Source organism: Faecalicatena sp. Marseille-Q4148, from assembly GCA_018228665.1.
GTDB lineage: Bacteria > Bacillota > Clostridia > Lachnospirales > Lachnospiraceae > UBA9414.
In genome coordinates this window covers 1714350-1726361 of the sequence record CP073692.1, presented here as the reverse complement: position 1 = coordinate 1726361, position 12012 = coordinate 1714350, and the positions used below count along the sequence as shown (strand labels likewise).

The following is a 12012-nucleotide window of genomic DNA, read 5'->3' as shown; positions in this document are numbered from 1 at the left end:
AGACGAAGAAAGAAGGAATATAATGAAAATCAGTGGACTTCAGAAACTGACACTGTTAGATTATCCGGAAAAGGCAGCATGTACGATCTTTACATGCGGATGTAATTTCCGATGTCCGTTCTGTCATAACGCATCACTTGTAACACATACGGAAGATGCGGGTAAGCTTGCGGAAGAAAAGTTAATGGCATTTTTGGAGAAGAGAAGGGGAATTTTGGACGGTGTTTGTATTACCGGAGGAGAACCGCTTCTCTGGGATGACTTAGATTGTTTGTTGGCGAAGATAAAAGAACTCGGATACCTTATTAAACTGGATACAAACGGAAGTTCCCCAAAGCGACTGAAAGAACTGGCGCAAAAGGGACTGATTGATTATGTCGCTATGGATATTAAAAATGCAAGGGAGCGTTATGGAGAGACAATAGGAATTCCGGGATATGATACCTCTGCGGTAGAGCAATCAGCAAAATGGCTCTTGGAGGGACATCTTCCCTATGAATTTAGAACAACTATTGTCAGAGAATTTCATAAAAAAGAAGATATTTCCAGAATCGGAGAATGGCTTTTTGGGGCAGAAAAATACTATCTTCAGAAGTTTGAAGACTCGGAAGACGTGATAGAACAAGGGCTTCACAGTCATACAGATCAATGGATGAAAGAGGCGGGAGAGCTTGCGGCGAAGTACATGAAGAATGTATATTTGCGCGGAATTGTATAAATTATCAGATAACAAGATATGGTTATACACAATTCATGTATACACTATATCTTGTTCTTCTTTTATTGACACCCCGATTTGACAGTGCTAAAATGAACATCACACGGGGAGAACGAAATGAGAACAAGAAAGGAAGATAGCAATGTATCAGGTAATCAAACGTGATGGTAAGATCGCAGAATTTGATTTGAATAAAATATCAGTAGCAATTGCAAAAGCATTTGATGCACAGGATAAACAATCTCATCCAAGCATCATTGACATGCTCACGCTGAAAGTGACAGCAGACTTTGAACCGAAGATTAAAGATGGGTTAATCCAGGTAGAAGAGATTCAGGACAGTGTAGAAAATGTCCTTGTACAGTCAGGATATTCCGATGTGGCAAAGGGATATATTTTGTACCGCAAGCAGCGTGAGAAGATTCGCAATATGAAATCTACATTGCTTGACTATAAAGATATCGTGGACAGCTATGTGAAAGTAACAGACTGGAGAGTGAAGGAGAATTCCACAGTGACGTACTCTGTTGGAGGATTGATCCTCAGCAACTCCGGCGCGATTACTGCGAATTACTGGCTTTCAGAAATTTACGATGAGGAAATTGCCAATGCACACCGCAGCGGCGATATTCATATCCACGATCTTTCGATGCTGACAGGGTATTGTGCGGGATGGTCATTGAAACAGCTGATCCAAGAGGGATTAGGCGGTATTCCGGGAAAGATTACATCTGCTCCGGCGAAGCACTTGTCTACACTCTGCAATCAGATGGTAAACTTTCTTGGAATTATGCAGAATGAATGGGCGGGTGCGCAGGCATTCTCTTCCTTTGATACCTACCTTGCACCGTTCGTCAAGACAGATCATCTCACTTATGAACAGGTAAAGAAATGTATTGAATCCTTTATTTACGGGGTAAACACACCGAGCCGCTGGGGAACACAGGCGCCGTTTTCCAATATTACACTGGATTGGACAGTACCGAATGACCTGGCGAATCTTCCGGCGATCGTTGGCGGCAAGGAGATGGAGTTTACTTACGGAGACTGTAAGAAAGAAATGGATATGGTCAATAAGGCATTTATTGAGATTATGATTGAGGGAGATGCCAATGGAAGAGGATTCCAGTACCCGATTCCGACCTATTCGATCACAAGTGATTTTGACTGGTCCGATACAGAGAATAATCGTCTTTTGTTTGAAATGACAGCAAAATACGGCACACCGTATTTTTCTAATTATATTAACAGTGATATGGAACCGAGTGATGTGCGGAGTATGTGTTGCCGTCTGCGGCTGGATCTGAGAGAGCTCCGTAAGAAATCCGGAGGCTTTTTTGGAAGCGGCGAGAGTACAGGATCTGTCGGTGTTGTAACGATTAATATGCCAAGAATCGCATATTTGTCAAAGAGTGAGGAAGAGTTTTATCATCGTCTTGACCGGATGATGGATATTGCAGCAAGATCTTTAAAGATTAAGCGGACAATTATTTCCAGACTGTTGGAGGAAGGATTGTATCCATACACGAAGCGTTATCTCGGAACATTTGATAATCATTTCTCAACCATCGGTCTGATCGGTATGAATGAGGCAGGGCTGAATGCAGACTGGCTTCGTGCAGATATGACTCATGAATGTACACAGGAATTTTCAAAAGCGGTGTTAAATCATATGAGAGAGCGCCTTTCTTCTTATCAGGAGGAGTACGGAGATCTCTATAATCTGGAAGCAACACCGGCGGAATCAACAACTTATCGGTTTGCAAAACATGATGTGGAGCAGTATCCGGATATCATTACGGCAGCTGAACCGGGCGGAACACCGTACTATACGAACAGTTCACATTTACCGGTTGGTTTTACAGAGGATATTTTTGATGCGCTCGATATCCAGGATGAGCTGCAGACGCTTTACACATCCGGAACGGTATTCCATGCATTCCTCGGAGAAAAGCTTCCGGATTGGAAGGCGGCAGCAACGCTTGTCCGCAAAATTGCAGAGAATTATAAATTGCCGTACTATACGATTTCACCGACATATTCTGTATGTAAGGATCATGGCTATTTGAGTGGAGAACAGTATTCATGTCCGATTTGTGGAAACAAAACAGAAGTATATAGTCGTATTACCGGATATTATCGTCCGGTGCAGAACTGGAATGACGGAAAAACGCAGGAATTTAAAGAGCGTAAAGTCTATAATGTGTTAAAATCCGGCATGAAAGGGCACACAAATGCTGCGCAAGAAGAGACGGCAGAGCAGTGTGTAAAGCAGATTTGTACAGAGCAGATGTGTCCGAAAAGTACAGAGAAGGTGAAAACACTTCTTTTTACAACAAAGAAATGTCCGAATTGCAGTATTGCCAGAAATACGCTGGAAGATGCAAAGATCTATTATGAGTTAGTCGATGCGGAAGAACATAAAGATCTTGCAAAGAAGTATAAAGTGATGCAGGCGCCGACACTTGTTGTAATCCGTGATGGAGAGGTCGAAAAAGTGGCCAATGCATCCAATATCAGAGCGTACGCAGAGCAGATTTAATTGGATGCTAAAGTTTATGCCGCCAGCTTTGGAAGCTGGTGGCATAAATTAATATAATGTATTGAGTAAGCCCTTAAGGGCTTATTTTTTTTGGTACATTTTACTAATCGGCCTATGGATAAAAGTATTTTTTGTAGAGTTTTTTAGAGCTGATGAGTAATTTTTATTGCCAATACAATATTTTGTGAAATAAACAAAAATATAAAATATAAACAATATGTACAATTGATACAAATTAAATAGAAATAAATAACATTTATATGTAGCTAAGCACAAAAAATATTGACAGTTGATAATAGTAGTGATAATATTAGTGCATAATCAACAGATGACATAATAATCAAGAAAAAAATGTCATCTTATATTTTAATCCGGCAGTTTAACACAGCAATTGGTAAAAGTGCCGGTGTTACAGCAAATACCAGAAAATGAGTGGTATTTGTGAACGATAGAAAAAGAGATGGGAGGATGCAAGATTATGAAATTGAAGAAAATTGTGACATTAGCGCTTGCGGGTACAATGACATTGTCTATGTTAGCAGGTTGCGGCAGTGGTTCTTCTGATTCAAAGAAAACGGAAGTGAGCACGGCAGGGAACACAAGTGGTACATCAACAGGAGAAGATACCCAAGTATTAAACATTAGAACGACGGCATTTGGAAACAACTATGATGTGCAAGACATGGGATGGCGTTGGATGATGGCGGCATGCTATTCTGGCTTGTATCGAAATGTGGCAGATGAATCAGGAGAGCATTTTGTGCTTGATGGGGCAGAAAAAGTAGATGTTTCAGAAGATGGAACAGTTTACACATTCCATTTAAGAAAAGATGCTAAATGGTCAGATGGAAAACCTGTAACAGCACATGACTATGAGTATGGCTGGAAGAGATTGTTGAATCCACAATATGCGTATGACTATGCTGTATTTATTTTTAATGTTGTGGGAGCAGAAGAGTATTACAATGGAAAGGGTAGTGCGGACGATGTAAAAGCAGTAGCATTAGATGACTATACTTTTGAAGTTACTTTAAAAGCTGCAGATCCTACGTTTACTTCTAAGCTAGTAGCTACACCATTATATCCAACAAGACAAGATGTTGCAGAAGCAGCAGGCGATCAGTGGGGAAAAGATTGGTCTCTCTGCGTTTATAATGGACCATTTTGTATGACTGAACTTGTAGAAGATAATAAAATGGTATGGACTAAAAATGATAATTACTGGGATAAAGATAATACAAAGTTGAATACTATTAATTGGTTTTTGGTAGCAGAAGATTCTACAGCAGCAACAATGTTTGACAATGGAGAACTGGATGTGTTGCAAACATCAGGTGACTACTCTACAAAATATAAGAAGAAAGCTGATGCAGGAGAAGTTCAATTAATTACTGCTGATTATCCGGGAACAGTTTCTCTGGCATTTGATTTTAAGAATGGCGGAAAATCCAAATTAATGGGAAATAAGAAGATTAGAGAAGCATTAGCATATAGTATCAATAGAGAAGAAATGATTGAAGCTGTATACGGAAGATATGTTCCAGCATATGGATTTATATCTCCTGCGATTACTCTTGATGGAGAATCATATCGTGAACAGGTAGAAGAACCAATGTCTGCTTCTTATAAAGAATATGAAGGTGATACAGATAAATTGCAGTCATTATTTAAAGAAGGCTTGAAAGAATTAGGTATGAATACGGATTTATCTGCAGTGACAATTACATATCTTTCTTACGGTTCAACGGTTGAAGAGAGTGCATTAAGAGAATATCTTCAGCAAACATGGCAGCAGGCACTCGGAATTAAAGTGGAATTGAATACAGTAGGTGATTATTCATTATTTACTTCTGAACGCGATGCAGGAAATTTTGATTTGTATCAAAGTGGTTGGTTTAGTGATTATAACGATCCACTGGATTATCTGAGTACATTTTATGCAGGACAATACGAGAGTGTTTCAGGCGGATACAATAATTCAGAGTATGATGCATTAGTTGACAGCTTAACTGGAGAAAATGATAATGCAAAACGTCTTGAAATTTATTCACAGGCAGAACAAATTTTATTTGACGATTGTGCAATGATTCCATTGTATTATTCTACAAAAGAATATTTTCTTCAGCCATGGGTAAAAGATTTCCGTTGGTCTTCATTCGGGGCGAGTCAGGAATTTTACATTACTTATATCGAAGGACGGGGAAAATAAACAGATAAATACAAAATAAGAAAAATAAAGACAAGGCTGCCGTTTAACGGTAGCCTTGTCGACTAAATGCGGAGGCATTCATATGATAAAATATATTTTGCGTCGTTTTGTAGAAATGCTTTTAACACTTTTTATTATTGCTACAGCGACATTTTTTTTACTTGAAGCAGTACCTGGAGATCCATTGACACAGCGGGCAGATAAGCTTCCAGAACAGTCAAGAGAGGCCTTATATGCCAGGTATGGATTAGATAAACCAGTAATGGAGAGATATATAACCCAGATGTCTAATATGATAAAAGGAGATTTTGGTGAATCATTTGTGTATGCTGGACAGACAGTAAGTGGACTTTTACGGGATAGACTTCCTGTATCAGCAAGACTTGGAATTCAGCAAATGCTTTTAGGGGTAAGTGTTGGATTGTTATTGGGAGTTCTGGCAGCGATGAGAAGAGGTACTATTGCAGATTACATTGTAGTAGGACTTTCTGTATTACTTATTTCGATACCGCACTTAGTATTCGGTCTTCTTCTTCAAAAAGTGTTTGCAGGAACATTGGGATGGTTTCCTACGATTGGATGGCCGGCAGGAAAAGATTTGTGGACAGGTGGCTGGCAATATACCGTGTTGCCAACTTTGACAGGATGCTTTAGTTATGTGGCTACCTATGCAAGACTATTGAAAACATCAATGTTGGATGTAGTAAATCAAGATTATATTTTAACAGCTGAGTCTAAAGGATTAAGTAAAGGAAAGATTATCAGAAAGCATATTTTAAGAAACTCATTTATTCCGGTAATGACACAGTTACCAATGTCTGTAGCTATGTGTATTACAGGATCCTTCTTTATTGAAAGTATCTTTTCTATTCCGGGAATTGGACAATATTATGTAACAGCTGTTAATAATCAAGACCTTTCTATTGTTCTGGGAGAGACAGTACTCTTAGCACTTCTATATATCATTGTGTTGTTTATTACAGATATATTATATGTTGTTGTGGATCCGCGTATTGCTATGCCAGGAAGCAGCAAACGATAGAAAGGAGGAAGAAATGATGGCAAACGAAAATAATACTATTCAAAAAGAAAGTATGGAAATAACTCCTGATAAATTTAAAGTAATTGGATTTACACAGGAAGAAGCCAATAAAATTGATCGTCCTACTATTTCTTATTGGCAGGATGCGTGGAGAAGACTCCGCAAAAATCCGGTAGCAATGGCTTCGCTTATTGTACTGGGACTTTTGGTAATTATGGTTATTATAGGACCATATATACGAGGATATGATTTTATAAATATGAATGTTTTAGAAAAAAATCAAGGAAGCAGCTCAAAGTACTGGTTTGGTACAGATAGTTTAGGCCGAGATTTATTTTCTAGAGTGTGGGTAGGCGCAAGAGCATCTATTATTATTGCATTAGTAGCTACAGCATTAAAATTAGTAGTCGGGACTCTCTACGGTGCTGCAATGGCACATTTTGGGGGATGGGTAGATGATCTGCTTATGCGTATTATTGAAGTCATTAATTCTCTGCCTAGCCTATTAATTACGATTCTTATTATGATGGTGTTAGGAAATAATTTATTTGCGTTATTAATTGCTTTGAGCATTACTGCTTGGTGCAATACTGCCAGACAGACAAGGGGAATGATTAAGCAGTTAAAAGAATCAGAATATGTATATGCAGCAGAAGTGCTGGGAGCCAGTCCGCTGAGAATTATTATTAAGCATTATGTTCCGAATATGCTTAGTATCTTACTCTTGGATGCGTCTACAGCGATTCCTTCATTTATTTTTACCGAAGCAGGATTAAGTTTCCTGGGAATTGGTTTGACATCTCCAGAGATAAGTCTTGGAGTTTTAATTTCACAAGGACAGCAAACTATGGACTTTTATCCTACTCAGTTGTTATACCCATGTGTAGTGCTGTGTGTGATTGTTATGGCTTTTAATCTTCTGGGAGATGGTCTCAGAGATGCTTTAGATCCAAGACTTCGTAAATAGGGAAAGTGTTTTAACAAGAAAGGGAACTTATTATGGCTGATAATAATAATATTCTTGAGGTAAAAAATCTTAGGGTATCCTATCATACTTATGCAGGAGAGGTAAAAGCTGTACGAGGAGTATCCTTTGAAATGAAAAAAGGAGAAGCACTTGCAATTGTGGGTGAGTCGGGCTGTGGAAAATCAGTAACAGCTAAAACCATTATGGGATTGATTAAAGGACCTCAAGGCGAAATAAAAGAAAACAGTGAAATATTGTATAATGGCGAGAATATTTTAAATTATAATAAAAAGCAGTGGCAAGAATATAAAGGCGGAGAATGCGCAATTATTTTTCAGGATGCTCTGGCTTCATTAAATCCTACTATGAGAGTAGGAAAGCAGATTATGGAAAATCTGATGGTACATAAAAATATGGATCGTCAAACAGCTCAGAAAGAAGCTATAGAAATGCTTCGAAAAGTAGGAATTCCAGAACCGGAAAAACGAGTAAAACAATATCCGCATCAATTTTCTGGAGGTATGCGGCAACGGGTTATGATTGCAATTGCCTTTGCCTGTGATCCTAAAATTCTGATTTGCGATGAACCTACAACTGCTCTGGACGTAACGATTCAAAGTCAGATTCTTGATATTATTAAAGATCTTCAAAAGACACATGAAACTACGGTTATTATGATTACGCATGATTTAGGAGTAGTTGCAAATATTGCTCAGGAAATCGCCGTGATGTATTCAGGGATGATAGTAGAAAAGGGAAATAGCAGAGATATTTTTTATCATTCTCGTCATCCGTATACGTGGGCATTAATTGAGTCGGTACCGCGCCTGGATTTAGATAATAAACAAGTACTGGCATCCATTCCAGGAATGCCACCGGATCTTTTAAATCCACCAGTAGGGTGTCCATTCTCTACAAGATGTAAATATTGTATGCAAATTTGTAAGGAAAAAATGCCTGAGCGTACAGATTTTGGAAATGGTCATTTTGCTTCTTGTTGGTTGTATCATCCTATGGCACCAAAAGTTGATATTCCATATGTGGAAGGAGATTTATAATGAGTGAGGAAAAACAAATACTTCTTTCTGTAAAACATTTGAAAAAATATTTTACAGTAGGTGAAAATGCAATTCTTAAAGCAGTAGATGATGTTTCTTTTGATATTTATGCAGGTGAAACATTAGGAATGGTTGGGGAATCTGGCTGTGGAAAAACAACTTGTGGAAGAACATGTATAGGACTTTACAGTAAAACAGATGGACAAGTACTCTATAAAGGACAAGATGTTCATGCATTAAGCGGAAAAAATAGACAGAACTTTAAGAAAGAAGTACAAATGGTATTTCAAGATCCATACGGTTCTCTTGATCCACGTATGACAGTTGCAGAAATCGTGGGAGAAGGAATTGATATTCATCATATTGCCAAAGATAAAAAAGAACGATTAGAAATTATTTATAATTGTCTCAATCTGGTAGGATTAAATAGAGAACATGCGAACCGTTTTGTACATGAATTTTCAGGTGGACAAAGACAAAGAATAGGAATTGCCAGAGCATTAGCAGTAAATCCTAAATTTATCGTATTGGATGAACCTATTTCGGCTTTGGATGTTTCGATTCAAGCGCAGATTGTTAATTTACTAATAGAACTTCAGAAGAAAATCGGTTTAACTTATCTGTTTGTAGCACATGATCTTTCCATGGTAAAACATATTTCAGACAGAATTGCTGTACTGTATTTAGGTAATTTAGTTGAATTAGCAACATCGGAAGAACTGTTTGCAAATCCGCAACATCCATATACGCAAGCATTGCTTTCAGCAATTCCGATTCCGGATCCAGATGTAGAACAAGAGCGAGATGCAAAAAAAATAAGATTGGAAGGAGATGTACCTAGTCCGATCAATACTCCACCAGGCTGCAAATTTAAAGGAAGATGTAAATATCGAACAGAACAGTGTGAACAGGCAGTACCACCATTACGTGATATCGGTAACGGTCATTTTGTTGCCTGCAATAGATGCGCAGAGATGGAAGGAAAATAAACGTATGCGTTGTAAAAAAGGAGAAACATCATATAAAACGTTAAAAGCTTTAGAAGATATAGCAAAAATATTCTTTGTTGGATTGGCGGGGAGTTTGGCTTTTTTTCTCGTACTATTTGCAGGAGGATATTTGTGGAACGAAAGAAGTGCTATGGCTGGATTAGAACTGGCAAAGAATGGACTATTTTTGATAGCAGCTTTGCTGCTGTTTATTTTGGCAGGGATGTTAATCATAAAAGGGAAAAAGCCAGAAAAAGTTTTGGAAGATAATGGTTGGAGAAAACATTTTCAAGTGATAGGTTCAAAAATTGCTATTTTTATACTAAGTGTTTCGTTTGTGCTGTGTGCTTCTTTAGTAGACTATATAATGCTTCGACAATAACAAATAATTATTTAATTCCAAATCTTTGAAACCTAATAGATATTATAGTAAAAATCAGGAGAACATCATATGTTATATGAAGTTTTCCTGATTTTTGAGTTAGATTTATGGTATTCTTAAATATAGAACGAAAATAAAACTATCAAATGGGAAAGGAAGGAATATGAAAATAATATTGTTGGAAAATGAATTTTGGTACGGAACCTGTGTAAAGTATGGCATGCAAATGCCGATCGGACCGGAAACAGAGTTGGAATTGGATTTCAGGCAGAATCCAACTCCGAATCAGGCAATGCCGCTGTTAGTTTCCACAAAGGGCAGGTATCTCTGGAATGAAGCAGGATTTTGTTTAAAGGCGGCGAAGGGAATACTGGAAGCAGAGGATACATGTGAGCTAGGAGAGACCGGAGGACATCTGAGGGAAGCATATCTGGCGACAATGAAAAAGCATTTCCCATTTCATAAAATGCCTGCAAAAGAGTTATTTCAAATGCCTATCTATAACTCCTGGATTGAATTAACATTTAATCAAAATGAGAAAGATATTATGAATTACGCAGAGAATATTCTGAAGCATGGGATGCCGGCCGGTGTGCTTATGATTGATGATGGCTGGTCTGAATGTTATGGAGACTGGAGATTTCACAGCGGAAAGTTTCCGGAACCGGAGAAGATGCTGGAAAGACTGCATGAGATGGGCTTTAAAGTAATGGTATGGGTTTGCCCGTATATTACCGCTGATTCGGTTGCTTATCGAGAAGCAGAGAGAGAAGGGATTCTCATTTGTACAGAAGACGGAGATCCATATATTGCAAAGTGGTGGAATGGATATTCCGCAGTACTGGATCTGTCGAATCCAAAGGCGGAGGAGTGGCTTCACAGGCAATTAGAAAATCTGTGTGCAATTGGTGTGGATGGATTTAAGTTTGACGCAGGAGACAGCATTTACTATCGTGAAGATAATGTGACCTACAGGAAGATAACTCCGGATGAGCAGTCTCAAAAATGGGCGGAATTCGGAGAGAAGTATCCGTTTAATGAATTTCGTGTGACATTTCGTGCAGGAGGGAAGGCGCTTTTACAGCGTTTGTGCGATAAGGAACATTCCTGGGGAGAAACGGGGATTGCTTCTCTTATCCCGGATACACTGCTTCAGGGAATTACAGGGCATCCGTTTGGCTGCCCGGACATGGTTGGCGGCGGAGAGTATCTAAATTTTCAAAATATGGAACATTCCGGATTAGATGAAGAATTATTTGTCAGACATTGCGAGATTGCATGCCTGATGCCGGCAATACAATTTTCGGCAGCCCCATTTCGTGTGCTTACAAAAGAGAACTTTGGAGCGATTCAAAAAAGTATTTCGGTGCGGGAGAAATATCTTCCTTACATCATGGAACAACTGGAAGAAAGCAGATGTTCAGGAGAACCGGTCATACGCTATATGCCATACGAGTTTCCGGAAGAAGGTCTGGAAGAAGTAACAGATCAATTTATGCTTGGCAGCAGATATCTTGTAGCACCTGTGTATGAGAAAGGGAAAACAGGCCGTGAAGTATGGATTCCGAAAGGAAAATGGTTTTATCAGGGCGAGGAACTTATCTCCGAAGGAGAGAAAAAATATTACGAATCAGAACCTGGGGTACCGCTGATCTTTGAACGGATAAAAAAATAGATTTTGGTGATTTTGTCACAGAACAGAATTATTTTTTGGAATATAATGTGCTCATAAAGAAAAGAAAATTTAAGGAGGACAATATTATGTCAGCTATCAATATTAATACAAATAATTTTCAGAGTGAAGTTATGGATTCTGAGAAACCTGTTCTGTTAGACTTTTGGGCATCCTGGTGTGGACCTTGCCGCATGGTTGTTCCAATCATCGAAGAGATTGGAGAAGAACGTTCTGATATTGTTGTAGGAAAAGTGAATGTGGAAGAACAGCAGGATCTGGCAAGACAGTTCCGGGTAATGAGTATTCCGACACTTGTTGTGATCAAAGACGGAAAGGTTGTGAATCGTTCTGTCGGTGCGAAAAGTAAAGATGAGATTCTTGCAATGCTGTAAGAACCAGAATATGAGGAGCAGTGGGGACTGCTCCTTAT

Annotated in this window: 10 protein-coding genes; all 10 read left to right on the top strand. The window is 38.6% G+C overall.

Going from position 1 to position 12012, the window contains the following annotated elements:
• Nucleotides 1-22: 22 nt before the first annotated feature.
• The 10 genes from KFE17_08110 (at nt 23) to trxA (ending at nt 11974) form a co-directional block, all read left to right on the top strand.
• Nucleotides 23-718 (top strand): anaerobic ribonucleoside-triphosphate reductase activating protein, encoded by a 696-nt coding sequence (locus KFE17_08110; GenBank protein QUO30881.1) that lies wholly within the window; start codon nt 23-25, stop codon nt 716-718.
• A gap of 142 nt (nt 719-860) precedes the next feature.
• The gene (locus KFE17_08105) at nt 861-3260 is read left to right on the top strand and encodes a ribonucleoside triphosphate reductase (protein ID QUO30880.1); all 2400 of its coding nucleotides are present in this window, start codon (nt 861-863) and stop codon (nt 3258-3260) included.
• A gap of 478 nt (nt 3261-3738) precedes the next feature.
• Entirely contained in the window at nt 3739-5469 is a 1731-nt protein-coding gene (locus tag KFE17_08100) for a peptide ABC transporter substrate-binding protein (protein QUO30879.1), read from the top strand.
• Nucleotides 5470-5551: 82 nt separating this feature from the next.
• On the top strand, nt 5552-6511 hold the full coding sequence (locus KFE17_08095) for an ABC transporter permease (GenBank protein ID QUO30878.1): 960 nt from the start codon (nt 5552-5554) through the stop codon (nt 6509-6511).
• Between the two features lie 52 nt (nt 6512-6563).
• A complete protein-coding gene (locus KFE17_08090; GenBank protein QUO33665.1) occupies nt 6564-7478 on the top strand; it encodes an ABC transporter permease in 915 nt (304 codons plus the stop codon).
• Between the two features lie 32 nt (nt 7479-7510).
• Nucleotides 7511-8536, top strand: a complete 1026-nt coding sequence (locus KFE17_08085; GenBank protein ID QUO30877.1) for an ABC transporter ATP-binding protein — start codon at nt 7511-7513, stop codon at nt 8534-8536.
• Nucleotides 8536-9525 carry an ATP-binding cassette domain-containing protein gene (locus KFE17_08080; GenBank protein QUO30876.1) on the top strand — a complete coding sequence of 330 codons (990 nt, stop codon included), beginning with the start codon at nt 8536-8538 and terminating at the stop codon, nt 9523-9525. The genes KFE17_08085 and KFE17_08080 overlap by 1 nt, the downstream gene beginning before the upstream one ends.
• A 4-nt stretch (nt 9526-9529) precedes the next feature.
• On the top strand, nt 9530-9907 hold the full coding sequence (locus KFE17_08075) for a hypothetical protein (GenBank protein QUO30875.1): 378 nt from the start codon (nt 9530-9532) through the stop codon (nt 9905-9907).
• Nucleotides 9908-10070: 163 nt separating this feature from the next.
• Nucleotides 10071-11582: an alpha-galactosidase gene (locus KFE17_08070; GenBank protein ID QUO30874.1), complete on the top strand. Its 1512-nt coding sequence runs from the start codon at nt 10071-10073 to the stop codon at nt 11580-11582.
• An 86-nt stretch (nt 11583-11668) separates the two neighbouring features.
• Nucleotides 11669-11974 (top strand): thioredoxin, encoded by a 306-nt coding sequence (gene trxA / locus KFE17_08065; protein QUO30873.1) that lies wholly within the window; start codon nt 11669-11671, stop codon nt 11972-11974.
• The last annotated feature ends 38 nt before the right edge of the window (nt 11975-12012 follow it).

Coding starts and splice junctions, on each gene's coding strand:
- KFE17_08110 (QUO30881.1), top strand. CDS start 23: ATGAAAATCAGTGGACTTCAGAAACTGACACTGTTAGATTATCCGGAA.
- KFE17_08105 (QUO30880.1), top strand. CDS start 861: ATGTATCAGGTAATCAAACGTGATGGTAAGATCGCAGAATTTGATTTG.
- KFE17_08100 (QUO30879.1), top strand. CDS start 3,739: ATGAAATTGAAGAAAATTGTGACATTAGCGCTTGCGGGTACAATGACA.
- KFE17_08095 (QUO30878.1), top strand. CDS start 5,552: ATGATAAAATATATTTTGCGTCGTTTTGTAGAAATGCTTTTAACACTT.
- KFE17_08090 (QUO33665.1), top strand. CDS start 6,564: ATGGAAATAACTCCTGATAAATTTAAAGTAATTGGATTTACACAGGAA.
- KFE17_08085 (QUO30877.1), top strand. CDS start 7,511: ATGGCTGATAATAATAATATTCTTGAGGTAAAAAATCTTAGGGTATCC.
- KFE17_08080 (QUO30876.1), top strand. CDS start 8,536: ATGAGTGAGGAAAAACAAATACTTCTTTCTGTAAAACATTTGAAAAAA.
- KFE17_08075 (QUO30875.1), top strand. CDS start 9,530: ATGCGTTGTAAAAAAGGAGAAACATCATATAAAACGTTAAAAGCTTTA.
- KFE17_08070 (QUO30874.1), top strand. CDS start 10,071: ATGAAAATAATATTGTTGGAAAATGAATTTTGGTACGGAACCTGTGTA.
- trxA (QUO30873.1), top strand. CDS start 11,669: ATGTCAGCTATCAATATTAATACAAATAATTTTCAGAGTGAAGTTATG.